This is a genomic window from Tardiphaga sp. 866_E4_N1_4, from assembly GCF_052076075.1.
GTDB lineage: Bacteria > Pseudomonadota > Alphaproteobacteria > Rhizobiales > Xanthobacteraceae > Tardiphaga > Tardiphaga robiniae.
In genome coordinates, this window is sequence record NZ_CP197242.1 from 1,497,055 (window position 1) to 1,519,950 (window position 22,896).

At 62.2% G+C, this 22,896-nt stretch carries 22 protein-coding genes; 9 read left to right on the top strand and 13 right to left on the bottom strand.

Annotation, left to right across the window (positions count from 1 at the left end; translation table 11 throughout):
• Positions 1-37: 37 nt before the first annotated feature.
• Complete coding sequence (locus AB8B20_RS07445; protein WP_093761299.1) at positions 38-913, bottom strand: cell envelope integrity EipB family protein; 876 nt, start codon at positions 911-913, stop codon at positions 38-40.
• 252 nt (positions 914-1,165) lie between these two features.
• On the opposite strand from AB8B20_RS07445, the gene AB8B20_RS07450 reads away from it, so the two are divergent.
• The 4 genes from AB8B20_RS07450 (at position 1,166) to AB8B20_RS07465 (ending at position 4,296) form a co-directional block, all read left to right on the top strand.
• A complete protein-coding gene (locus tag AB8B20_RS07450; protein WP_089263740.1) occupies positions 1,166-1,633 on the top strand; it encodes a RidA family protein in 468 nt (155 codons plus the stop codon).
• Between the two features lie 78 nt (positions 1,634-1,711).
• Positions 1,712-2,458, top strand: coding sequence for a glycerophosphodiester phosphodiesterase (locus AB8B20_RS07455; protein ID WP_439072159.1), 747 nt, complete (start codon positions 1,712-1,714; stop codon positions 2,456-2,458).
• Between the two features lie 102 nt (positions 2,459-2,560).
• Complete coding sequence (locus tag AB8B20_RS07460; RefSeq protein ID WP_439072160.1) at positions 2,561-3,796, top strand: GNAT family N-acetyltransferase; 1,236 nt, start codon at positions 2,561-2,563, stop codon at positions 3,794-3,796.
• Positions 3,797-3,867: 71 nt separating this feature from the next.
• The gene (locus tag AB8B20_RS07465) at positions 3,868-4,296 is read left to right on the top strand and encodes an HIT family protein (protein ID WP_089263737.1); all 429 of its coding nucleotides are present in this window, start codon (positions 3,868-3,870) and stop codon (positions 4,294-4,296) included.
• A gap of 138 nt (positions 4,297-4,434) precedes the next feature.
• On the opposite strand, the gene tsaA is transcribed toward AB8B20_RS07465, so the two are convergent.
• The 5 genes from tsaA to AB8B20_RS07490 all read right to left on the bottom strand — a co-directional run bounded on the left by tsaA (position 4,435) and on the right by AB8B20_RS07490 (position 8,157).
• A complete protein-coding gene (tsaA, locus tag AB8B20_RS07470; RefSeq protein ID WP_092144388.1) occupies positions 4,435-4,926 on the bottom strand; it encodes a tRNA (N6-threonylcarbamoyladenosine(37)-N6)-methyltransferase TrmO in 492 nt (163 codons plus the stop codon).
• Positions 4,927-4,941: 15 nt separating this feature from the next.
• Positions 4,942-5,928, bottom strand: a complete 987-nt coding sequence (locus AB8B20_RS07475; protein WP_439072161.1) for a Bug family tripartite tricarboxylate transporter substrate binding protein — start codon at positions 5,926-5,928, stop codon at positions 4,942-4,944.
• A 90-nt stretch (positions 5,929-6,018) separates the two neighbouring features.
• Positions 6,019-6,363, bottom strand: a complete 345-nt coding sequence (locus tag AB8B20_RS07480; protein WP_068734408.1) for an AzlD domain-containing protein — start codon at positions 6,361-6,363, stop codon at positions 6,019-6,021.
• Positions 6,360-7,094 carry an AzlC family ABC transporter permease gene (locus tag AB8B20_RS07485; RefSeq protein ID WP_176454522.1) on the bottom strand — a complete coding sequence of 245 codons (735 nt, stop codon included), beginning with the start codon at positions 7,092-7,094 and terminating at the stop codon, positions 6,360-6,362. The genes AB8B20_RS07480 and AB8B20_RS07485 overlap by 4 nt, the downstream gene beginning before the upstream one ends.
• Before the next feature lie 91 nt (positions 7,095-7,185).
• Positions 7,186-8,157: a transglycosylase SLT domain-containing protein gene (locus AB8B20_RS07490; protein ID WP_439072162.1), complete on the bottom strand. Its 972-nt coding sequence runs from the start codon at positions 8,155-8,157 to the stop codon at positions 7,186-7,188.
• A gap of 90 nt (positions 8,158-8,247) precedes the next feature.
• On the opposite strand from AB8B20_RS07490, the gene AB8B20_RS07495 reads away from it, so the two are divergent.
• Both AB8B20_RS07495 and AB8B20_RS07500 read left to right on the top strand, forming a co-directional pair.
• The gene (locus tag AB8B20_RS07495; protein ID WP_439072163.1) at positions 8,248-9,183 is read left to right on the top strand and encodes a glycine/sarcosine/betaine reductase selenoprotein B family protein; all 936 of its coding nucleotides are present in this window, start codon (positions 8,248-8,250) and stop codon (positions 9,181-9,183) included.
• A gap of 145 nt (positions 9,184-9,328) precedes the next feature.
• Complete coding sequence (locus tag AB8B20_RS07500) at positions 9,329-9,679, top strand: PilZ domain-containing protein (protein ID WP_309945238.1); 351 nt, start codon at positions 9,329-9,331, stop codon at positions 9,677-9,679.
• Positions 9,680-9,892: 213 nt separating this feature from the next.
• On the opposite strand, the gene clpA is transcribed toward AB8B20_RS07500, so the two are convergent.
• Together clpA and clpS are read right to left on the bottom strand one after the other, a co-directional pair.
• Complete coding sequence (gene clpA / locus AB8B20_RS07505) at positions 9,893-12,292, bottom strand: ATP-dependent Clp protease ATP-binding subunit ClpA (RefSeq protein ID WP_439072164.1); 2,400 nt, start codon at positions 12,290-12,292, stop codon at positions 9,893-9,895.
• 252 nt (positions 12,293-12,544) lie between these two features.
• Positions 12,545-12,877, bottom strand: a complete 333-nt coding sequence (gene clpS, locus AB8B20_RS07510; RefSeq protein ID WP_068734422.1) for an ATP-dependent Clp protease adapter ClpS — start codon at positions 12,875-12,877, stop codon at positions 12,545-12,547.
• A gap of 523 nt (positions 12,878-13,400) precedes the next feature.
• Here clpS and AB8B20_RS07515 point away from each other — a divergent pair.
• Positions 13,401-14,774: a TadE/TadG family type IV pilus assembly protein gene (locus AB8B20_RS07515; RefSeq protein WP_439072165.1), complete on the top strand. Its 1,374-nt coding sequence runs from the start codon at positions 13,401-13,403 to the stop codon at positions 14,772-14,774.
• Between the two features lie 70 nt (positions 14,775-14,844).
• Here AB8B20_RS07515 and AB8B20_RS07520 read toward each other — a convergent pair whose 3' ends face one another.
• Entirely contained in the window at positions 14,845-15,180 is a 336-nt protein-coding gene (locus tag AB8B20_RS07520) for a phasin family protein (RefSeq protein ID WP_068734393.1), read from the bottom strand.
• Between the two features lie 398 nt (positions 15,181-15,578).
• Here AB8B20_RS07520 and AB8B20_RS07525 point away from each other — a divergent pair, with 398 nt between their 5' ends.
• Complete coding sequence (locus AB8B20_RS07525) at positions 15,579-17,402, top strand: serine hydrolase (RefSeq protein ID WP_439072166.1); 1,824 nt, start codon at positions 15,579-15,581, stop codon at positions 17,400-17,402.
• Positions 17,403-17,619: 217 nt separating this feature from the next.
• Here the strand turns inward: AB8B20_RS07525 and AB8B20_RS07530 are convergent, their stop codons facing one another.
• The 4 genes from AB8B20_RS07530 to AB8B20_RS07545 form a co-directional block, all read right to left on the bottom strand.
• Complete coding sequence (locus tag AB8B20_RS07530) at positions 17,620-18,345, bottom strand: DnaJ domain-containing protein (RefSeq protein ID WP_439072167.1); 726 nt, start codon at positions 18,343-18,345, stop codon at positions 17,620-17,622.
• A gap of 51 nt (positions 18,346-18,396) precedes the next feature.
• On the bottom strand, positions 18,397-19,119 hold the full coding sequence (locus AB8B20_RS07535) for a VWA domain-containing protein (protein ID WP_439072168.1): 723 nt from the start codon (positions 19,117-19,119) through the stop codon (positions 18,397-18,399).
• A gap of 70 nt (positions 19,120-19,189) precedes the next feature.
• Positions 19,190-20,065 carry an alpha/beta fold hydrolase gene (locus AB8B20_RS07540; protein WP_093761275.1) on the bottom strand — a complete coding sequence of 292 codons (876 nt, stop codon included), beginning with the start codon at positions 20,063-20,065 and terminating at the stop codon, positions 19,190-19,192.
• 396 nt (positions 20,066-20,461) lie between these two features.
• Positions 20,462-21,385, bottom strand: coding sequence for a division plane positioning ATPase MipZ (locus AB8B20_RS07545; RefSeq protein ID WP_184517799.1), 924 nt, complete (start codon positions 21,383-21,385; stop codon positions 20,462-20,464).
• A 234-nt stretch (positions 21,386-21,619) separates the two neighbouring features.
• Here AB8B20_RS07545 and panC point away from each other — a divergent pair, with 234 nt between their 5' ends.
• Positions 21,620-22,471 (top strand): pantoate--beta-alanine ligase, encoded by an 852-nt coding sequence (panC, locus tag AB8B20_RS07550; protein WP_231080316.1) that lies wholly within the window; start codon positions 21,620-21,622, stop codon positions 22,469-22,471.
• Positions 22,472-22,896 lie beyond the last annotated feature (425 nt).

The following is a 22,896-nucleotide window of genomic DNA, read 5'->3' on the forward strand; positions in this document are numbered from 1 at the left end:
AAAGCAAAGCTTCGCCCGGCGGGGCGAGGGGCATCCCTCACTTACAAGGCTTGCTGTCCTTCACATTGAACTTGCTCATGGCGCCGCCGATGACGAAGTCATTGTAGTCCAGCATCAGCGACCGCGAGACACCGTTCTCATAGAGTTCAAACGACATCGCATAGACCGGCGTCTGCTCGCCGCCGTCGGAGGATTTGGCCGACTTGTCGTAATAGCTGACGGTGACCGGCCAGCGCGTCAGCTTCTTCATCCCGTCATCGCCCGTCGAAGGATCGGGTTCGCTGACCTTGCGGTCGCCGGGGATCGCCTGCCCGATCACCGTGAGCGTGCTGTAGACTTTCTCGCCCGTATCCGACCCGTCATAGACATTCAGTTCCAGCACCGACTTGCCTTCGCGTGCGGCGGCAATGATGCGATGGATCTGCTCGGTCGGAAACACCGTGGAGCCCTCCAGCGTGAAGGTCTTCGCCACCGGCTGCTTCAGCTTGACGGTGACGTGATCGCCCTCGCGCTCCGCCATGCCGTCAACGGCGCTGGCATCGCCATCATTCATGCGGGTGTCGATCTTGAAGCGATAGCTCTTGCCGTCACCGGCTTCCCAGCTGGTGGAGCGCAGGTCGCTCAGCGTGGTCTTGTCCTCGCCGCTGTTCAGCTCCGAGACCTGACGGAAGTCCGACGTGTAGCCTTCGCAGGCACTGCCGGTAAAATTATAGAGGATGCGGCCGCTGGCGCTGTTGACGCTGGCATTGCCCCGCGACTTCAACAGCTTCAGCTCATACAGCGCCTGATGCGCGACGAACGGCGTGCCCGCAGCAGGCGGAGCCGCGAATGCCGACACCGGCGCTACGAAGGTCGCAATGGTCAGTGCCAGCGAAGCGGCCTGGAGGCGCGAAACGGAGGAAATGCGGCGCATGGGTTTTCCCTGGATTCTGGAACTACAACAATAGAGAGCGTCCTATTGCGTCGCAACTACGGCCACGCCGGATTCGCACTGCGGAAATGCCATATTCTGCAGCGAATCTTGCCAAATCCGCACAGTTGCGGCGGCGACCCGGTGTCGCCGGATCGTCACTTGCGCGGCGACGCGGTATGGGTGAAACAGACAGTGCCTGAACCCTTTGGGGACTTTTGTTCAGGCACATCATCAATTGTTTGGGGAATCACGATGGCAGGAACGGTCGAGCAGAAACTTGCGGATCTGGGGGTCAAGCTTCACGAGCCGGTGAGCCCGGTAGCGAACTATGTCGGCTTCGTCCGCACGGGCAATCTGCTGTTCGTCTCCGGTCAGATCTGCATGGGCGCCGACGGCCAGCTGATCGCCAAGGGCAAGCTCGGCGCCGGCGTCACGCTCGAACAGGGCGTCAATGCGGCGCGCGGCTGCGCCATCAACATCCTGGCCCAGGTCAAGGCTGCGCTCGGCGATCTCGACAAGGTGGCCCGCGTCGTCCGTCTCGGCGGCTTCGTCAATTCGACGCCGGATTTCATCGACGCGCCGAAGATCATCAATGGCGCATCCGACCTGATGGTCGCGGCCTTCGGCGACAAGGGCCGGCATTCCCGCGCCGCTGTCGGCGTCGCCTCGCTGCCCGCCGATTGCGCGGTCGAGATCGACGCCGTGTTCGAAGTCATCTAGCTTTTCGTTTTGACGCGTTTTCTTCACGCGAACCGGTATCCACTTCGCTTGAAAACGCTCTGATGCAGGACAATCCCGATGCGCGCACCTGACTGGCTTATCGCCCGGCCGGTCGCGCATCGTGGCCTGCACGATCACACCCGCGGCATCATCGAGAACATGCCCGGCGCCATGCACGCCGCCATATCCGGCAATTTCAGCATCGAGACCGATGTGCAGCTCACCGCCGACGGCGAGGCGATGGTGCATCATGACGATAAACTCGGCCGCCTGACGGAGGGCTCCGGCGCCCTGCTCTCCAAGACATCCGCCGAACTGAAACAGATCAATTTCAAGGACACACCCGAGCGCATGATGTCGCTCGGCGATCTGCTCGCTCTGATCGATGGCCGCGTCGGGCTCGTGATCGAGATCAAGAGCCATTTCAACGGCGATCGCAAACTGGTCGCCCGCGTCGCCGAGATTCTCAAAACCTATCGCGGCCCGGTTGCCTGGATGTCGTTCGATCCCGATCAGGTTCTCGCGATGCGCGAGATCGCCCCCGAGATCCCGCGCGGCATCACCGCCCAGCGCAGCTATGACGACGGCGAGTGGCTGACACTGACGCCAGCCCAGCGCGACGGCATGCGCCATCTCCGCCATGCCTTCCGCACCCGGCCGCATTTCGTCTCCTACTGGGTCAAGGAACTGCCGGCCCCGGCGCCCTGGATCGCCCGCAACCTGTTCGGCTGCGCGCTCCTGACCTGGACCGTGCGCACGCCGGAACAGCGCGCCATCACCGCCCACTATGCCGACCAGATGACCTTCGAGGGCTTTGTGCCGTAAACTGAAGGCGTTGCGGCCGGGACTTGAAGTGTCCGGCGCGATGCACAATCTTAGGAGCGGTCACCGCGACGGTTGATCGCATATGACCGGTTCAAGTGATTGATGACGTCATCGGAAATTACCCTCGAAGCAGTGGCGTCCATCAGCCAGATTCCGGCCACGGATTGGGATGCCTGCGCCACCGGTCATGCCGATCTCGGTGGCATTGAGAGCCTCGATACGCTGGCCCCAGCGGCCAATGGTTGCGCCTCGAAAGCCAATTACAACCCGTTCGTGTCCCATGCCTTTTTCACGGCCGTCGAGAAGTCGAATTCGGCCTGCGCCCGCACCGGCTGGGGACCGCGCCATCTGATCGCCAAGAGTGATGGCCGCATCGTCGGTGTCGTGCCCTGCTATCTGAAATCGCACTCGCAGGGCGAATACGTGTTCGACCGCGGCTGGGCCGATGCCTATGAGCGCGCCGGCGGGCAATATTACCCGAAGCTGCAGGCCTCGGTTCCGTTCACGCCCGCCACCGGCCCGCGCCTGCTGATCCGCGACGGCGTCGATGTGGAACGCGTCGGCGCGGCGCTGGCCGGCGGCCTCGTCGGTCTCTGCGAGGCCACCGATGCATCGTCTGTCCATGTCACTTTCGCGCGCGAGAGCGAATGGCAATTCCTTGCTGCACGCGGCTTCCTGCAGCGCACCGACCAGCAGTTTCATTTCCGCAATGACGGCTACGCCACCTTCGACGATTTCCTGGCAACGCTGAATTCGCGCCATCGCAAGGCGATCAAGCGCGAGCGCCGCGATGCGCTGGCCAATGGCATCACCATCCACCCCCTCACCGGCAATGAGATCACCGAGGATGCGTGGGACGCGTTCTTCGCCTTCTACATGGAGACCGGCTCGCGCAAATGGGGTCGCCCCTATCTGACACGCGAGTTTTATGCGCTGATCGCCGAGAGCATGAGCAATGACGTCGCGCTGATCATGGCCAGGCGCGATGGCAAGTGGATCGCCGGCGCCATCAATTTCATAGGCTCGGATACGCTGTTCGGCCGCCACTGGGGCGCCGTCGAGCATCACCCGTTCCTGCATTTCGAGGTCTGCTACTATCAGGCCATCGACTTCGCCATTCGCCGCGGGTTGAAGACCGTGGAGGCTGGCGCCCAGGGCGAACACAAGATCGCACGGGGCTATCTGCCGCAGACCACCTATTCGGCGCATTACATCGCCGATCGCGGACTGCGTCAGGCCGTCGGCGAATATCTTCAGCGCGAGCGCGAATATGTCGCGGAGGCCGTCCGCGAATTGACCGAAGCCGGCCCGTTCAGGAAGGGCGACGAGCAGGATTAAGCCGTCTTGACCGGCTCCCCTCTGGCAGCGACAGTCGCCCAAATTTGCGCCGAAATTCTCCGGAGGATTCCATGACCGCGTATGACCCGAACAACATCTTCGCCAAGATCCTGCGCGGCGAATTCCCCTGCTACAAGGTCTATGAGAACGACCACGTGCTGGCCTTCCTCGACATCATGCCGCGCTCCCCCGGCCATACGCTGGTGATCCCCAAGGCGCCGGCGCGCAATATCTTCGACATCACGCCGGACGATTACGCCCATGTCATCCGCGCCGCCCACAAGATCGCCGCTGCCTGCAAACAGGCCTTCAAGGCCGACGGCATGACCGTCGCACAATATTCCGAGGCCGCCGGCGGCCAGGTGGTGTTTCACCTGCACATGCATGTGATGCCGCGCCACGACAATGTCGGCCTGCTGCCGCCTGCGTCGCGCAAGGAAGACCCGAAGGTGCTGGAAGACAACGCGACGAAACTGATCGCGGCACTGGCGGCGCTGTAGCCACAAACACCATCCTCATGGTGAGGAGGCGCCCATCTCGGGCGCCGTCTCGAACCATGATTGAGTTTGCGGCCATCCTTCGAGACGCGACCAAGAGGTCGCTCCTCAGGATGAGGGCAGAGAGCGGGCGGCCGAGCCCTACTCCGTCTGAAAGTCGCCCGGCTGCGGCGGCGCCAGCGGTGTGAACTCGCAGCGGTCGGGTTTCACGTCCAGCAGCGGCGTCTCGTCCAGACAATCCAGCCCGCGCACCAGCACGGTCGATCCCTCGATCCCCACCAGCTTCACCATGGATGTGCCGAGCGGGTTTGGCCGCACCGGCGTGCGCAGCGAGAAGATGCCGCGCGCATTGCCGTCGTTCTTGGGGCTCTGCAGCACCAGGTCGCGGCGCGACAGGTGCAGCCAGTAGATCACTTCGAGATGCTTGTAGAGGTCGAGGTCTTTCAGCCCCGGCACCCACGGCTCGAAGATCTCGAGCCGGCACACCGGGCCGTCATGGCGGCCCTGCCGCGGCGTTTCCAGCCGCGACGTCCAGGGCGTGCGGATGCGCCCGATATAGACGAGGCCCGCATGGTTCGGCTTCGGTGCATCGACGGCGAGTTCGCCGGCGCGGATTTCACTTTCACGAACCATTGCCCACCATTCTGATCAATCCAGCGAGATGTTCTGCGCCTTGATCACCTTCGACCACCGCGCCCGGTCCTCGTCAACGAATTCGTTGATCTCCTTGACCGTCTTCGGTCGCAGCACCGGGAAGCCAATCTTTTCCAGCGAGGCACGGAAGGTGTTGTCGTTCAGGGCGCGATCCATGCTGGCCATCACGGTCTTGACGACATCGTCCGGCAGTTTCGACGATCCCGCCAGACCGAACCAGACGCCGACCTGATAATCGGGGTAGCCGCTCTCGATGACGGTCGGCACGTCGGGCAGATCGGGACTGCGTTCTTTCGAACTGACGCCGAGCGGCCGCAGCAACCCGGCCTTCACCGGCGGCAACGCCGTAGAGAGCGTGTCGAACATCACCTGGATATTGCCGGAGAGGAGATCGGTCAGCGCCGGTCCCGCCCCCTTGTAGGACACATGGGTCATCTCGACGCCAGCGATCTGCTTGAACATCTCACCTGCGAGATGAATGGTGCCACCGGTGCCGGCCGAGCCGAAATTCAGCTTGCCCGGATTGGCCTTCGCGTAAGCCACGAATTCCTTCACCGTCTTGGCCGGCACGGACGGATGCACTTCCATCACGACGGGCAGATCGGTCACCACCGTCAGCATCCGCAGATCTTTCTGCGGATCGTAGGACAGCTTTTTGTAGAGCAGCGGATTGAGCACCATGATGGACGCGGCCGTGACAAACAGCGTGTAGCCATCGGGCTCTGCACGCGTCACCATTTCGGCGGCGATGGCACCCTGCGCGCCCGGCTTGTTCTCGACGATCGTCGTTTGCTTGAGGTCGCGGCCGAGATAATCCGCCACGAGACGCGCGAGCACGTCGGTCGGCCCGCCGGCTGCATAGGGCACCACGAGCTTGATCGTGCGCGTCGGATATTCCGCCGCACGGGCGAGCGGCGCGGCAAAACCCAGCGCAGCGATAACGATGCCGGTTATCAAGGCAGAACTTGCGCGCGATCTCATATCGGCTCCCAACCCCTATTTTTAAGTTGAGCGGAGACTATCGCGTTCACGCAGTCATACAAGGCCGATACAGCCTGACGCTGTCGTCTATCAACCGAGGATGTATTTGCCGGTGACCATCACCAGCTCGCCGCATGCGACGCCGAGAAAGATCGAGCGCCGGAAAGCGACAAAGACGACGAGGCCGACAGCCACCGCACCATAGCGCAGCGGCGGCGGAATACTCGCGAGTGCGCCGGGCGGCACGACAAGAATTTGCGCGATGACACCGGCGAGGATTGCAGTGGCCACCGCCCTCACCCAGACTAGGATTTCGGACTCTTCATCGACGCCGCCACCGAGCCACAGGCCGAGCATGCGCCAGACTTCATTGGGCAGGAAACCCGCCAGCAGCAGTACAAGGAGCGCATGCCAGTCGCCGATGAAGTCGCTCATCGCCGCCTCCAGCGATGCACGCCATAGGCGATCGTCCCGGCCGAGACGCCGGAGATCAGAATATCGACACCGGTGTTGAAGAGCGACACGACAGGAAACAGCGCGAGACCGAGCACGAGCGCCACGACATCGGCGAGCTGCTTGCAGTTGCGCGCCGTCGATAGCAGAAATGCCAGCGGCGTCAGCAACAGGATCGCCGCGCCGAACAGCGGCGGCAGATTGGCTGCGAGATGATAGCCGATGAACGTCGCGGTCAGCGACGACAAGACGAGTCCGAGGCCGAGACCGTTGACGAAGGCGATGCGTCGCTCGCGCGGGACCAGCGGCATTAACCGGAAGCATTCCACCCACAGCGTCACTGCGATGAAATGCGACGGCAGGATCAGTTGCCGCTTTTTGGTCTCCGGCATGCGCAGCATCGGCAGCACCGACACCACCATGGGAAACAAACGGATCGCACTCACGGTGACCGCGAGCGCCGCCTGAATGACCGTGGCGCCAGAGCCGAGCGCGACGAGAAGAATAATCTGTGCGGGGCCGGCCCAGACGAACAATGTGCTGGCGAGCGCCCAGAACAGGCTGAAATGCGTGTCATGGGCCAGCGCGCCGATGCCGATATAGGTCGCGAACAGTACCAGCGTCAGGATGGTCGTGGTGACCGACCGCATGCCGTAAAGGAAGGCCGCCGCACTGCCCTGCCATCTCGGTGAATCCAGTGCAGGAAGCGACACGTGGGTTTGTTTCTTCTTGGTTGATGCGACGTGTCATAGGCTGCCGAAAGCCGCCGGCGTCAAGAGGCGCCAATGCATGGGGTGCCAGCAGTCACGCTCTGCCATTGCGCAGCACCAGACAGCCTTGCCCGGCCCGGCGGATCTTGCCGCAGAGATCGTTGGCCTCGTCACGCGTGTCGGTCCCGATCCTCACCTGATAGAAGGTTCGCGTGCCGCGGCTTCGGAACAGCGAACTCAACAGATTGGGATCGCGTTCGCCGACCACCGTGCGCAAACGCAGCATCACGCGCGCATAGGACATCAGAGCACGATCACGATTGAAGCCTGCCGCCAGTTGCACACCCCATGGCCGTGCTTCGCCGAGCTTCACGCGCGCTTCCAGTTGCGTGACGAAGGGATTGGGCGCGCGCTGCAGCAGCGCCATCAATTCACGGCAGCTCGACGTCGCGGCACGCGGCGGCGTCTTGCCGTTGCGGCCCATAGCCTGCCAGTCCTCGACCGTCGCTCCCGTAATGGCGGAGACATAGTTGCGCGTCTCGCCGGGCATGTATCCCTTGCCGTCGAGCCAGTCCTGCACACGGCGCGGTCCTGCATTATAGGCCGCAGCCGCGAGGCCGAGATTGCCGAACTGGTTGCGCAGCTCGCTGAGAAACTCCGCCGATTTCGGCAGCGCCTGCACCGGATCGAACGGATCGAGCAGACGCCGCTCATTGGCCGTGCCCGGCATGAATTGTGCGATGCCCTGCGCGCGCTGGCCATTGCGCGTCACGGGACCCACGGCATCGGGCTGAAACCGGCTCTCCTGCCAGATCACACGGGCAAAGAATTCCAGCGGCAGGTCGTTAGCCCGCGCTGCGGACTCGATCATCAGACACATCGACTCGCGTGCGTCACTGTCACGTGCCAGATTTGGCTTCGACGGCGCCGCCATCGGCATCATCCGGTCCGCGCCGGGCTTCGCCAATTCGCTGACCGGCAGCTCTTCGGCGCGCACGCCCGCGACCGGCGCAAGCAACAGCGCCGCGAGGCAAATTATCCGGCCGATGATGCTTCCGAACGCCATGCCTGATCCCGCGCGGATTCCCCGCGCCTTGACAGCGGGACCCCAGCAGCTAGCTATGAATGAAAGACGGCAAAAGCGGGAGTGCAAACAATGGCCGACGCGCGCGACGACACATCCGGCTTTGCCAGCGACGACGATGTTCCGATCCAGTATATGGCCCGCACCCGCGCCTATTATCAGGCGATCGGCTATGATGTTCCCTATCGCTGGGCCCATCACATCGACGCGCCGTTCCAGCCGCTGAAGAAGCCGCTGGCGCAGTCGCGCGTCGCCATCGTCACCACCGCAGCCCCCTTCGATCCCGCCAAGGGCGATCAGGGTCCGGGCGCGCTCTATAATGGCGGCGCCAAGTTCTATCAGGTCTATGACGGCGATACGTCGGTCGATCATGACCTGCGCATCTCGCACATTGCCTATGATCGCGTGCACACGACGGCGGACGACAGCGGCACCTGGTTTCCCCTGCCGGCGCTACGCGCACTCGCGGCGTCGGGCCGCATCGGCAGTGTCGCGCCGCGCTTCTATGGCGCGCCGACCAATCGCAGCCACCGCGTGACCCTTGAGACCGACGCGCCGGAGATCGTCAAGCGCGCCAAAGCCGATGGTGTTGATGTCGCCGTCCTGGTGCCGAATTGCCCGGTCTGCCACCAGACCATCAGTCTCGTCGCCCGCGAGCTGGAGGCCAATGGCATTGCCACTGTGGTAGCGGGCTGCGCCAAGGACATTGTCGAACACGCTGCCGTGCCCCGTTTCCTGTTCAGCGACTTTCCCCTGGGTAACTCCGCCGGCAAGCCGCATGATAAGGCCTCCCAGGCGCAAACTCTGGAATTGGCGCTGCGCCTGCTGGAATCCGCTGTGGGATCACAGACGACCCTGCAGTCGCCGCAGCGCTGGGCCAGGGATGCCGTCTGGAAGCGCGACTACAACAATGTCGCCCTGCTCAGCGCCGAGGAACTGGCGCGCCGCCGGGCCGAATTCGACAAGCAGAAGGACATTGCCCGCGGATTGCGCGAGACGGCGGCCTGAGCCCGCCCTGAGGCCGATCACCCCGTCTTTCGGCGATCGCCCTTAACTTTGGTTTACGTTAAATCCGCTCAATCCGCGCGAGAGCCTTCCCCGCCGGATGGAACTGCGTACAGTCCCCGCCTGTAACCTCAGGGGGCCTCAGGACATGGACGAGCGGCGCAAGAACGTCAGGGACAAGGTGATCTACGGTGCCGTCGCGTCCAAGGACCAGAAGGCCAAGGAATGTGTCGTGCGCGACATTTCCGAAGACGGCGCCCGCATCGAATTTGGAAGCGGCGCGCGGCTGCCGAAGGATGAGCTGACACTCAACATCGCGCGAAAGGGCCGCTCGTTCCTCGCCAGGATCGTCTGGTGGCGCGACAACATCGTCGGCGTCGCCTTCACCGATCCGCCGGAGGAGAGCAAGGAAAGCTCCGACATCGAAGAGCGCCTGCGCAAGAGCGAGAAGAAAAAGCGCGAATTGCAAAAGCAGATTCAGAAACTGCTGGGGCAGTAAGGCGTTTGGCCAAATAACAAAACCGCAAACTCAGCCCTCATCCTGAGGAGCGCGCTTGCGCGCGTCTCGAAGGATGGGTGCATATGCATTCATGGTTCGAGACGGCGCCGAAGAGGCGCCTCCTCACCATGAGGACAGAGAGCGTATCCCCCAAAACAAAAACGGCCGGTGATTTCTCACCGGCCGTTTTCAATTGTTCAATCGCCCGATGGCTTACGCCTTCTCCAGCGGCCCCTTGGCCGAACCCGAGCCCTTGCCCGACTTCGGCTTCTTGGCGGCGCCGCGCTTGGCCGGCAGCTTCTCCGGTTTCGGCGTCACCGGACCGTCGACGAATTCGAAGCCGATGCTTTCCTGCTCGACACCAAGCACCGCCTCGTCCTTCTTCAGGATGACGCGGACGTGGCCGCCATTCTTGAGCTTGCCGAACAGCAGTTCGTCGGCCAGCGGCTTCTTGATGTGCTCCTGGATCACGCGGCCCATCGGGCGCGCACCCATCTGCTCGTCATAGCCGTGCTGGATCAGCCAGGCCTTGGCGGGATCGGACAGTTCGATGGTGACGTCGCGGTCCGCGAGCTGGGCTTCCAGCTGCAGCACGAACTTCTCCACCACCATGCCGATCACATCCGAATTCAGATGTGCGAAGGACACGACTGCATCGAGGCGGTTGCGGAATTCCGGCGCGAACTGCCGGTTGATCGCCTCCTGATCCTCGCCTTCCCGCTTGCCGCGGGTGAAGCCGAAGGCCGCACGCGCCATGTCGGCGGCGCCGGCATTGGTCGTCATGATCAGGATCACGTTGCGGAACGAGACCTGCTTGCCGTTATGGTCGGTCAGCCGGCCGTGATCCATCACCTGCAGCAGCACGTTGTACAGATCAGGATGCGCCTTCTCGATTTCGTCGAGCAGCACCACGCAATGCGGATGCTGGTCCACGCCATCGGTGAGCAGACCGCCCTGATCGAAGCCGACATAGCCGGGAGGCGCGCCGATCAGGCGCGACACGGTGTGCCGCTCCATATATTCGGACATGTCGAACCGAATAAGCTCGACACCCAGCGACGACGCCAGCTGCTTCGCCACTTCGGTCTTGCCGACGCCGGTGGGGCCCGAGAACAGGTAGCTGCCAATCGGCTTCTCCGGCTCGCGCAAGCCGGCACGCGCCAGCTTGATCGATGCCGCCAAGGCTTCGATCGCCTTGTCCTGGCCGAACACCACGCGCTTCAAAGTCGACTCAAGATGCCGCAGCACCTCGGCATCGTCCTTCGACACGCTCTTGGGCGGGATCCGCGCCATGGTCGCGATCGTGGTCTCGATTTCCTTGATGCCGATTGTCTTCTTGCGCTTGCTCTCGGCCACCAGCATCTGCGCCGCACCCGACTCGTCGATTACGTCGATCGCTTTGTCCGGCAGCTTGCGGTCATGGATGTAGCGCGACGAGAGCTGCACCGCGGCCTCGATGGCTTCGTTGGTATATTTGAGCTTGTGGTAATCCTCGAAATACGGCTTGAGCCCCTTCAGGATCGAGATCGCGTCTTCAACAGTGGGTTCGTTGACGTCGATCTTCTGGAACCGGCGCACCAGAGCACGGTCCTTCTCGAAGTGCTGGCGATATTCCTTGTAGGTGGTCGAACCCATGCAACGGATCGCACCCGAAGCCAGAGCCGGCTTGAGCAGATTCGAGGCATCCATCGCGCCGCCCGAGGTGGCGCCGGCGCCGATCACCGTGTGGATTTCGTCGATGAACAGGATCGCATTCGGATGCGCTTCGAGTTCCTTGAGCACCTGCTTCAGGCGTTCCTCGAAGTCACCGCGATAACGCGTGCCGGCCAGCAGCGTGCCCATGTCCAACGAGAACACGGTGGCAGCCGACAGCACTTCCGGCACGTCGCCGTCCACGATGCGCTTGGCCAGACCTTCGGCGATCGCCGTCTTGCCGACGCCGGCTTCGCCGACGAACAGCGGGTTGTTCTTCTGACGACGGCACAGGACCTGGATCGCGCGATTGATCTCGGCCGTACGCCCGATCACCGGATCAATCTTGCCGTCACGCGCCTTCTTGTTGAGGTTGACGCAATAGGTGTCGAGCGCCTCGCCCTTCTTCTTGGCGTCGTCGCCGTTCTTGGTCTCGGTCTCTTCGTCAACGCCGCGCACCGGCCGCGCCTCGGAAACGCCCGGCCGCTTGGCAATGCCGTGACTGATGTAATTCACCGCGTCGTAACGCGTCATGTCCTGCTCCTGCAGGAAATACGCGGCATGGCTTTCGCGCTCGGCGAAGATCGCGATCAACACATTGGCGCCGGTCACTTCTTCGCGACCCGACGACTGCACGTGAATGACGGCGCGCTGGATCACGCGCTGGAAACCGGCAGTCGGCTTGGCGTCATCTCCGCCATCCGTCACCAGGTTTTCGAATTCGGTTTCGAGATAATTGACCAGACTGCCGCGCAGCTTGTCGAGATCGACGCTGCACGCCCGCATCACTGCCGCTGCGTCGCTGTCATCCACCAGCGACAGCAGGAGATGCTCCAGCGTCGCATATTGGTGGTGCCGCTCGTTCGCAATCGAGAGCGCCCGATGCAGCGATTGTTCAAGGCTTTGAGAAAAAGTTGGCATTCCGCGTCCTCGTTGGCCCCCACCATCATGATCGTCGTTGCCGGGTCAGGCAACAAGAACCTTTCTCACATATAGTGATGTCTGATCGTGGTGAAAGGCTGGTTCCCGCTGCTTGTTGTGACGCGTCCGCAGAGCACGTCTGTTCATTCCAGCGCATTGTCACATGCGCTGTTGACGCAGCCGAACGACCGCGTTCGACTCACATCAGTTCAATGCAAGACCCGTTCCCAGTTTCCGGGAATTCACGCGAGGCTACTTCTTTTCCATCACGCATTGCAAAGGGTGCTGGTGCTTGCGCGCAAAATCCATCACCTGCGTCACTTTGGTTTCGGCGATCTCATAGGTGAAAACGCCGCATTCCCCGATCCCGTGATGATGAACGTGGAGCATGATCTGCGTCGCCGCCTCGGCGTCCTTCTGGAAGAACTTTTCCAGCACATGGACGACGAATTCCATCGGCGTGTAATCGTCGTTGAGGATCAGCACGCGATAGAGGTTGGGACGCTTGGTCTTGGGTTTGACCTTGGTGATGACCGAGGTGGCCGGCCCACCGGGCGCATTGGACCGGTTGTCGTCCTCTGCCATGCCATGCGGCCGCCGGCGGCGATCGTCGAGGGCGCCGGCCACAGGCATCAGGATGCCGTCAGGCATGAATTTCGAAGGTTTCTGGAACATAGCGCCTGTATAAAAGTCCCTAGCCGATATTGGCCAGCCCCGAATTGACAGCGTCCCCAGCCACGACGTGCTGCCGGACGCCTCGGGCACAGAGGCGCCCCGGGTCGCCGCATGGGTGCGACGCTGTCCGTTACAGGACCGATGGAGCCAATATGGGTTCCTGTGGCCGTTCTCGCAAGCGCACTGCAAGCACCTTGAATGGCTCGCCGCGCACCCCGCCTGATGGCCCCCGGTTCGGTCAGGGTTAACCGATTGTGCTCGATTTGACCGGATAAGCAAACGAGCCATTTAACCGTCGTTCACGATAATACCGGGCGCTGACGCAGCGGCACGCCAATAGTTGGCCTTTTACCGATTTTCTGAGGACGCCTTTACCACCTGTTCAGCCGCCGCCCCCGAAATGACCTCCAGAAACTCACCATTGGCGGTCACGATGTTTATTCAATCGATTTCAAGCCACGCGAAGCGCATCGCATCCCGATTTGCACGCCACGACGGCGGCAATATCGCGATGACCTTCGCCGTCGCTCTGGTGCCCCTGCTCGGCTTCGTGGGCGCCGCCGTCGACTACTCCCGGGCCAACGCGGCCCGCTCGGCGATGCAGGCGGCGCTCGACTCTGCAGCCCTGATGGTTTCGAAGGACCTGTCCGCCAATCCGACCATGTCGACGACCGATGTCACCTCGAAGGCGACCGCCTATTTCAAGGCGCTGTACACCAATACGAATGCCGGCCAGATCACGGTAACGGCGAGCTACACGACCAACACCAAGGACGGCTCCACGGTCACGGTCAACGGCTCCGGTGCCGTCGCAACCGATTTCATGAAGATGGTCGGCTTCCCGCAACTAGGGATTAGCAGCGGCTCGACCACGACCTGGGGCTCGACGCGCATGCGCGTTGCCATGGCGCTCGACGTCACCGGGTCGATGGGTATGGGGACCGGAAAATTGAAGGCGATGCAGGACGCAGCAACGGGCCTCATCGATACACTGAGCGCCAACTCGCGCATGACCGAGGACACCTATGTCTCGATCATTCCGTTTGCGCAGATGGTCAATGTCGGCGCGTCGAACAAGAACGCGACCTGGCTCAAATGGGACGAATATGGATCCTGCAGCAGTTCGTACTACGATACCAAAGCCGAGTGCCAAGCGGCTAACAAAACCTGGAACGCGAGCTCCAACAAGAACGCCTGGAATGGCTGCGTCACTGACCGCGATCAGCCTTACGACACCACCAACGAAGCCCCGTCGGGCACGGCACGCTATCCGGCCTACCAGTACGATGCATGCCCCGCAGCCATTCTGGGGATGACGTCGGTCTATGGTTCGACCAACAATGTTAGCAACGCTGATACGCTCAAGAAGAAGATCACCGACTTAACCGCCAACGGCGGCACCAACCAGGCTATCGGCATGGCATGGGCCTGGCGCACCTTGCAGATCGGTAGCGATCCATTTCCGGCACCGGTCAAGGATTCGAACTACAAATACACAGATGCACTTATCATCTTGTCGGACGGCATGAATACCAAGGACCGATGGTATGGTGACGGCAGTAATTGGTCGACACAGGTTGACGATCGACAGAAATTACTGTGTGCCAACATCAAGAAGCCTGACAGCAATAATCAGGCAATCGTTGTCTACACCATCCAGGTCAACACCGGCGGCGACCCGGAATCCGCAGTTCTGAAATCCTGTGCCGATGCCGGTAATTTCTTTCCTACAAGCACCAACGCCGGCATCGCCGCAGCGTTCACAGCGATCGGCAACTCGCTGAACAAGCTCCGCGTCGCCAAGTAAGACCGAGCGCACCTTCAAACAAAAACGCCCGGCCATCAGGCCGGGCGTTTTGATTTGAAGACCGTATCGTTTAGCGCGCCGGGGTCATCTTGGCGACGAAGCCTTCGAACGGCTTGTAGGCCTGCTTGGCGAGATCGACATAGAGTTCGCTGATCTTGTGCGATTCAGCGACGAAGGATTCATAGGCCGACTTGGCGTATTCGGTCTGCACTTCGAGCACCTTGTCGAGCGACTGCACGCCGGACAGTTTGGTCACGAAGGCATTGCCGTCCTCGAACGACTTCTTGGTGTAGTCGCCAACCGCGACAGCGATAGCCTGTGCACCGTTCTGAAGCGTGGCTGCCGATGCGACAGCACTCTCGAACTGCTCCTTGCCGTACTGCTGGATGTCTTCGACCTTGATCACTGCAAATCCTTTCCCGGATTGAACGGGTCAGCCGCGGCCGGGTGGACCCCGGTCTGATCTGACCTGCCCATCTATCGTGCGGTGCACAATGACGTCAAGAATCCTGTGCGATGCACAATTTTTACCATTGGCAATAAATGCACGGGTAACTGGCAAGGGTTGCTTAACCTTTTGGAAACTCGCCGGACCTACCCTGATTTCTTGCATTGGTGCGTTGGGGCCAAAAAGCCCAAAAACTGCATGAGTACATACTCTTAGCCAGAATGGCCGCGTATGCTTCTGCCATCCCGCCGAGAGAACCGCTCAGGCTGACGCTTAAAACTGAGACACATCCCCGGTTGTTGGGCATAATTTAGCCTCACGATCCGGGGAATGAGACTGATCTGACGGGGAAGTCCATGCTTCGCACAACGTTTGCTTCGTCGCGCACCTTGCGGGTGTGCGCTCTTGGGCTGGCAACTCTCAGCATCGCGGTCATCTTTACGACTGACAGTGCGGATGCCCGCCGCCGACATAAATCGCGAAGCCACGTCGCGCGCGTCTCCAGTTACAATCCCGCTTTCTCGTCGATCATCGTCGATGGCAATTCCGGTGCGGTTCTCTCGTCCAACAATCCCGACGGTTCGCGCCATCCGGCGTCGCTGACCAAGATCATGACGCTGTACATGCTGTTCGAGAAGCTGGAATCCGGCAAGCTCACGCTGGACAGCGAAATGGACGTCTCGCAGCACGCCTCCGTGCAGGCTCCGACCAAACTGGGCCTGCGCCCTGGTCAGACGCTGCGCGTCGAAGATGCCATCAAGGCCCTGGTGACCCGCTCCGCCAACGACGCCGCCGTTGTCATCGCCGAAGCCATTGCCGGCGACGAAGACGATTTCGCCAAACTGATGACCAAGAAGGCCCGCGCGCTCGGCATGAGCCGCACGGTATATCGCAATGCTTCCGGCCTCCCTGACGATGCGCAGGTAACCACCGCGCGCGACCAGTCGGTACTCGGCCGCGCCATCCAGGATCGCTTCCCGCGCTACTACCGCTACTTTGCCACCGCCTCCTTCAATTATCGCGGCCGCAACATCCGCAACCACAACCGCCTGATCGGGTCAGTCGAAGGCGTCGACGGCATCAAGACCGGCTACACCCGCGCCTCCGGCTTCAACCTCGTCTCGTCGATGAAGCGCGGCAACCGCCATCTGGTCGGCGTCGTGCTTGGCGGCCGCAGCGGCGGCGCCCGCGACGCGGCCATGCGCAACCTGCTTGCCGAGAACCTGGACAAGGGTGCCACCCGCCGCACCGTGGCCGCGATCACCGAGCGCAATCCGTCCGAAGCCGCGACCGAGGTCGCCGAAGCCGAGGCCCAGGCGCGTCCGATCGAAACCAAACAGGTCAACGGCGCCATCCAGGTGGCTGCTGCAACGCCGGTCGTCGCTGAACCGGTCTCCGAGCCCCCGGCTCGTCCCGCCGCGCCAGCGGCGCGCCCGTCCGTCTTCGCCGCTGCCACCGCAGCCCTGCCCCCGGCAGCGCCGATGCCGCAGGCCCGCAAGCCCGAGCCTGGCCCGCTGAATTCAGGTGTCATCCAATCCGAGCCCATCTCGACCATTCCGGGCTCGTCAGAGCCGATGAAGCCGGTTCGGGTCCGCACCGTCCAGGTCAAGTCCGGTCAGTACAAGCTGGCCTCCGCCGGCGGCGAGCAACCCGCCCCTCCGGCCGCCACCAATGCCATCACGGCGCGCTCTGAGCCCGCCGCCCGCTCGCCCGAGACCACCAATTCGCTCTATGCCCGCTCGGAGATGCCGCGCCAGCCGGCAGGCTTCGGAACCGGCAATGGACTTCTCGGTGTTCTTCCAGCCTCTGGCGCCGCTCAGAGCGGCACCCAGATGGCCTATGCCGACCCTGCCCCGCGTAACGTGCCAGCTCCTCAGGCTCCCGCTCCGCAGACGGTACAACAGGGCGGCGCTATCAAACCCGCCGCGATCCACACCGGCTGGATCATTCAGGTCGGCGCACTGGAGAGCGAGAGCGAAGCACGGATCCGCCTCGACGCCGCGCGTGAACAAGCCCGTGGCCTCTTGGGCAAGGCCGACCCGTTCACTGAAGCGGTCGTCGGCAAGGGCGACAGGAAACTCTACCGTGCCCGCTTCGCCGGCCTTGATCGCGAAAAAGCCGAAGCTGTCTGCAAGACGCTGAAGCGTTCCGAGATTTCCTGCATCACCATCAAGAACTGATCGACTGATACCGTCGGATACGCAAATGGCCGGGACATTGTCCCGGCCATTTTGCTTTTGGTCACCATAAATCCCCGTGGTGACAACTTCTCGTCAAGACTTAGCCAGTACAAAATACAGACGGGGATTGATCGACCATGCCGGACAACGGCGGGCGATGGGGCGTTCTCAGAGAAACGGAAGCTGCTCGCAGTTGTAGCGTAAAAGCGTGCTGGAGTTAGCTGCGATGCGTGCGAAGCAGAGTGTCCTTGGCCTCGTTGACACGGGCCGCCAGGTACGTCGAGCCCCCCTGGTCGGGATGCAGTTTCTTCATGAGGGATCGGTGCGCGCGGCTGATCTCGTCGCGGGTCGCACCCGGCTTCACGCCAAGGATCTGATAAGCCTCCTCTTCCGTCATTTTACTGCCAGACGCCGCGCGGTCGTGCCGCCCTGCCGTATCGCCCTGCGCGTTCTGACGCCAGGCGGGAAACCGGCGGTCAAGATAACTTTCAAGTAGCGCCACGCTCTCCGCGTCGAAGCCGGCCATCATCGCCGCCAGTTGCGGCAGGTCGAATGCATCGAGCGACTGCCCCGCATAAGGGCCGGCGACGATCCGTCCGCTGAGCTGGCCGCTGTCATGATCGAGGGTCATGTCGAGAAACGCCGAGCGGACCTGCGAGGTCTGGCCAGACGATTTTGTCCCGCCTCCGAACATGCCGCCGATATTGCCAAAACCCGCCGTGCCGAACGGCGCCCAGCCCAAGAGACCCGCGCCGAAGATTCCGAGCGGGATCGCCACCGCCAGTTCGCCCTTGATCCCAGTGAAGGCCGCGACGGCCAGCGCCAGCACACCGCCGGCCAGCTTGATGCCGCGCGCCAGCAGCGCCGGGTTGGCCGAGCGGAACATCTGCAGCAGCATGTAGAGCACAAAGACGGCGAGCGCGCCGGCGATCAAAGTAGGCATGAGGGATAGATAGTCGGTTGCCGCGATCCGCGAAACGGTTTTGCAGACCGTTTATCGCATCTGGCCGAGCAGCTTTGCCGCACCCGGCGCCGACGATGCCAGCCGCGTCAGCGCCTCACGTCCGCCAGCGGCATAGGCGGCTACCGCGCGCAGCAATTCGCGGAGCTGCGCAGCCGCTCCCGGATCGAACCGGCACCAGGCTCCCCCGGTCAGCCGGGCGATTTCGCGAAACGCCTGTTCGGCCGCCGGGTCTTGCCCTTCCTGGAACATGAAGACCGGTACTTTCAGCAGGCCGAGCTCGCCGGCTCGTGCACAGAGCTCGTCGACGGACTCCTCCATGGCGTCGCCCACGAACACCAATGCACGCACGCCTGAGGCCACCGCCTCGCGCCGGGTCTCCGACAGCACCTTGCCGATCTGGGTCTGACCGCCCTGGCACGAGATCTTGCCCATCAGCCGCGCCAGTTGTGCGGTATCCGAAATCCAGCCGGTCGCGCGGCACTCGCTGAGACCACGGAAATAGACGAGACGGATATCGAGACTGCCGATCGATGCGGCTTCGCGAAACATGTCGGCCTGCAGCGTGCAGGCCATGTCCCAGGTCGGCTGTCGGCTCATGGTGGCATCGAGCGCAAACACCAGCCGCCCGCGCCCGCCCGCTGCATGCGGCGCCATGGCTTTCGCTTTTGCTACAAATGCTGCGATGTCGGCCGATGCCGACGGTTGGGTCAGCGTATCGGTTTTCGATTTGGGGATCGTGGGATCGCTGGCCATGACAACTCGCGTTTGGTGCAAGCTTCATGTGGCGAGCATAGGCCGCGCGGTCAACCGCGCCGCAAAGGACTCAATTCACGCTCGGCGTATACTGCGCGATCTTGTTCGGGTCAGCCGCATTGCTCTGCTGCGCAGGCTGCTCGATGATCTTCGGCTTGCCGGTGACCGGCGACAGCTTGCTGTCGTCGTCAAGGAACTTGTCGAGCAGCCCCTGAATCTTGGTCTTCAGGGTTTCCGGACCGCGATCGCTCATGTCGGTGTGCTGCGCGCCGGTGTTGACGACCGTGATACCGGCCTTCTCGCAGATCTCGTCATCCGGCACGACACCGGGATCCGGCTTGAACACCGTATCGTGCGAACGGAACGACAGGATCTTGAATTTGCCATCGGTCATGAACGGCACGCGCAGGTTATCCAGCGTCACGACCTTCTTGACGTCATCAGGGAATTCCTTGGCGTAGAACATCGAGATGTCGCCGCCGTTGGAATGGCCGACCAGCGTGAGATGATCGTAGTCGGAGTTCGGCTGAATCTTCTTCAGCTCTTTCACCGCGTATTTGATGTTCTGAACGCCGCGCTCATAGACCGGCAGACGGCCAACATAGAGCTCGCCGACCTTGGTCACGAGCGGAGCGTCGGTATCGAGATCGTGCTGGATGCTGACGGCCATATAGCCACGCGCCGCAAACACGTTTGCCAGGAACGAGTATTCGGTGAACTTGACGGTGTTACCGTGATTGAGAACCGCGACCGGCAGAGTGATCATGCCGGCATTGGCCTGCATTTCCTTGTCGCGACGAACGGCGATGTCGACCTGCACAGGACGATTACGCGACGCGTCGAAGAACGTCAGCGTCTCATGCCGAATGGCCCACTTCGACGCGGTGAAATACGCGGCGGTGGTCAGCACGCAAACCGAAAGCAGAATGAGAAGTCCGCGTTTCATGTTCGTCCCTGATCGGCCAGCTAGAGATAGGTCTCAGCCGGCTACAGCACTTATGGGCCGGAATGGCCTCAAGCGGCTGCTTCAACAGCATATATGTCACAGCCCGGTGACAGAAAGGCTAAATATTGTGAATTCCGAGCCATGTTATTGTGCGCCGCACCCGTTTCTTGTGCAGTTGCTAAAGAAAGCCACGGTCGAATTGAGCGATTTTGAACAAGTTTCGCAAGGGATCGGAATTTCAAAAACGCCCTGTTTTCAACGACAAATCAACTGTCGAAGGGGTGACTCGTTCCCCGGTAAAAGAAAATGATACCTGTGGTATCAGCGTGAAGTTGAGTGCGGGATCGTTCATAGCCCGCCGAACGCGCAGCGCTGGCTTTGCACCGTGAACGCGACTCAGTTGCCAAGGATGTCGTGAACGTCGAGCGGCTTGTCGACCTGGGCAAACCACTCGGCGCGGTTGGCGGCGCGGCGACGGCCACGCTCATCGAGCGGCAGCTTCAACTTGCGCAGCAGTTCGATGACTTCCTCGCGCGCCGTGACATGGCCCATGCTCGGGCGTCGCCCGAGCGTAGCTTCGTTGAGATCGTCGAGCGCCGTCAGGCCACGCGGGAAGAACTCACGATACATCACGCGCTCGGCGAGACCGTCGATGGCGCGGAAACCGAGCTGCAGCGAAAGTTGATCGAGGACGCCGGCAACCAGCATCTTGTTGTGCGAGCCGAGCATCGAGAGCCGGTTGCGCACCACGATCCAGTCCGTGGTGGAGCCATCGTGCTGGCGGCGCTTGCGCCGCGCTTCGCGTGCCATCTTCGAATAGTGGCTCTCGCCGGTCACCTTGTAGCTTGTAGCATCGACGGCGCCGAGCACGTCGAAATCGAGGAAGCTGTCATTGATCGGCGTCACCAGCGTATCGGCCATCGAATGCGCCAGACGCATCAGATAGGTATCGCTGCCAGGCGTGTCGATGACGATGAAATGGTGAGTACGCTCAACCGCGCTCACCGCGGTCATGAACTGATCGAGTTCAAAGGCTTCGTTGTCGGCAATCTGCATCGTCTCGCCGAGCTTGACGCAGCTATGGGTCGGCACTTCCAGCGCAAGTCCGGCGCTCTGCGCCCAGGCTGCGCGGTTGGCGATATAGCGCGTGAAGCTCTGCTGGCGACTGTCGAGATCGATGGTGGCGACGCGCTGACCGGCCTTCAGCAGCGCCACAGCAATATGAAGCGCAGTGGTCGATTTGCCCGACCCGCCCTTCTCATTGCCGAGCACGATCACATGCGCCGTGCCGGACTGGCCCTGGGTGGTTTGCATCAACATCGCGCGATCCTTCGATCATCTTCAAATCGCGAGGCGTGGCAAGGGTCAAGCTAAATACAGGGGCATCCTGCTGTGCGGGCGATCAGCCGCGCTTAATCATGAATCCCGGCGGCCGGTTGCGGCATCAGGACACCCGCCAGCCCGGTATCGTGAGGCTTGGGTGATCCCGCGAGCTTTGATAAGCAGGGCGCGCACGCCCCCACCCGCCGCCGCCAACAACAAGAACGAGCCGCAATGCCCCGCACCCCGATCGTCGCCCGCACCCTGCCCGCCCTCCGCAAGGCGCTCGACGGCCTGCGCGCGCGCAAGGCGACCATCGGCCTGGTGCCGACCATGGGAGCGCTGCATGACGGCCACGTCTCCCTGGTGCGCCTCGCCCAGCGCCGCACCAGCAAGGTCGTGGTGTCGATTTTCGTCAATCCAACGCAATTCGCGCCGACCGAGGACTTCGGCTCCTATCCGCGCACCTGGAAGAGCGACGTCGCCAAACTCACCGAAGCCGGCGTCGACCTGATCTGGAATCCCGACGCCAAGATCATGTATCCGGAAGGCTTCGCGACGAAGATCACCACCGGAGGCCCGGCCACCGCCGATCTCGAAGATCGCTTCCGCCCGCATTTCTTCGGCGGCGTCGCGACAGTCGTCGGCAAGCTGTTCACGCAGGTGCGACCGGACATGGCGTTCTTCGGCGAGAAGGACTACCAGCAGCTCAAGGTCGTGACGCGCATGGCGCGGGATCTCGATCTCGGCGTCAAGGTGACCGGCGCAACCACGGTGCGCGAGCGCGACGGTCTCGCGATGTCGTCGCGTAACGTCTATCTCTCGCCGGAAGACCGCGCCACGGCGCCGGTGCTTTACAAGGCGATGAAGGAAACCGCCAAGCGCCTGAAGGCAGGCGATGACCTTGAAGCCGCCATGGCCGGTGGCGCCGCGATGATTACGGCAGCCGGCTTCGCGCTGGATTATTTCGAGGCGCGCCATGCGGAGTCACTGGCGCCGGTCACTTCGATGAAGGACGGCCCGGTGCGACTGCTGGTGGCCGCGAGGATCGGCAAGACGCGGCTGATCGACAATATCGGGGTGTGAGGCTTTCGTCCTGACTCGTCATTCCGGGGCGCACGAAAGCGGCGAAGCCGCTGAAGTGCGAACCCGGAATCCCAGAGTGTTTTGCACTGACTAGAGACTCCCATGCCGAGATTCCGGGTTCGCGTCCGGCAAGTGCCGGCCGCGCCCTCAGGCAAACCAATTGGTTTGCCGGGGAATGACAGTGTGGGGCGGCAAGACAGTCCCCAAACATTTTTTCCTATCTCCCGTTGACAATATCCCTGCATGGACTATATTCCCCTCCGTCCTGCCCCACCGAGAGGGGCGATCGCGATCGTCACGTTCGCGGGGCGGGATGCGGTGGACGCCGGAGATGCGGCGTCACGCGGTTCATGGGGGACGTCTGTCTTCGGGCAGGACGGATCTGCGCCAGCACTGCCACTGGCAAGGAGACGGCCGACCTTGGG

What these genes read in the sequence shown, in the direction of transcription:
- AB8B20_RS07525 (WP_439072166.1), top strand. Translation starts at nt 15,579, where the DNA reads ATGCTTCGCACAACGTTTGCTTCGTCGCGCACCTTGCGGGTGTGCGCT.
- AB8B20_RS07545 (WP_184517799.1), bottom strand. Translation starts at nt 21,385, where the DNA reads ATGTTGATGCAAACCACCCAGGGCCAGTCCGGCACGGCGCATGTGATC.
- AB8B20_RS07530 (WP_439072167.1), bottom strand. Translation starts at nt 18,345, where the DNA reads ATGCCTACTTTGATCGCCGGCGCGCTCGCCGTCTTTGTGCTCTACATG.
- clpA (WP_439072164.1), bottom strand. Translation starts at nt 12,292, where the DNA reads ATGCCAACTTTTTCTCAAAGCCTTGAACAATCGCTGCATCGGGCGCTC.
- AB8B20_RS07490 (WP_439072162.1), bottom strand. Translation starts at nt 8,157, where the DNA reads ATGGCGTTCGGAAGCATCATCGGCCGGATAATTTGCCTCGCGGCGCTG.
- tsaA (WP_092144388.1), bottom strand. Translation starts at nt 4,926, where the DNA reads ATGGTTCGTGAAAGTGAAATCCGCGCCGGCGAACTCGCCGTCGATGCA.
- AB8B20_RS07460 (WP_439072160.1), top strand. Translation starts at nt 2,561, where the DNA reads ATGACGTCATCGGAAATTACCCTCGAAGCAGTGGCGTCCATCAGCCAG.
- AB8B20_RS07495 (WP_439072163.1), top strand. Translation starts at nt 8,248, where the DNA reads ATGGCCGACGCGCGCGACGACACATCCGGCTTTGCCAGCGACGACGAT.
- AB8B20_RS07500 (WP_309945238.1), top strand. Translation starts at nt 9,329, where the DNA reads ATGGACGAGCGGCGCAAGAACGTCAGGGACAAGGTGATCTACGGTGCC.
- AB8B20_RS07475 (WP_439072161.1), bottom strand. Translation starts at nt 5,928, where the DNA reads ATGAGATCGCGCGCAAGTTCTGCCTTGATAACCGGCATCGTTATCGCT.
- AB8B20_RS07535 (WP_439072168.1), bottom strand. Translation starts at nt 19,119, where the DNA reads ATGGCCAGCGATCCCACGATCCCCAAATCGAAAACCGATACGCTGACC.
- AB8B20_RS07480 (WP_068734408.1), bottom strand. Translation starts at nt 6,363, where the DNA reads ATGAGCGACTTCATCGGCGACTGGCATGCGCTCCTTGTACTGCTGCTG.
- AB8B20_RS07445 (WP_093761299.1), bottom strand. Translation starts at nt 913, where the DNA reads ATGCGCCGCATTTCCTCCGTTTCGCGCCTCCAGGCCGCTTCGCTGGCA.
- AB8B20_RS07450 (WP_089263740.1), top strand. Translation starts at nt 1,166, where the DNA reads ATGGCAGGAACGGTCGAGCAGAAACTTGCGGATCTGGGGGTCAAGCTT.
- clpS (WP_068734422.1), bottom strand. Translation starts at nt 12,877, where the DNA reads ATGGCAGAGGACGACAACCGGTCCAATGCGCCCGGTGGGCCGGCCACC.
- AB8B20_RS07540 (WP_093761275.1), bottom strand. Translation starts at nt 20,065, where the DNA reads ATGAAACGCGGACTTCTCATTCTGCTTTCGGTTTGCGTGCTGACCACC.
- AB8B20_RS07515 (WP_439072165.1), top strand. Translation starts at nt 13,401, where the DNA reads ATGTTTATTCAATCGATTTCAAGCCACGCGAAGCGCATCGCATCCCGA.
- panC (WP_231080316.1), top strand. Translation starts at nt 21,620, where the DNA reads ATGCCCCGCACCCCGATCGTCGCCCGCACCCTGCCCGCCCTCCGCAAG.
- AB8B20_RS07465 (WP_089263737.1), top strand. Translation starts at nt 3,868, where the DNA reads ATGACCGCGTATGACCCGAACAACATCTTCGCCAAGATCCTGCGCGGC.
- AB8B20_RS07455 (WP_439072159.1), top strand. Translation starts at nt 1,712, where the DNA reads ATGCGCGCACCTGACTGGCTTATCGCCCGGCCGGTCGCGCATCGTGGC.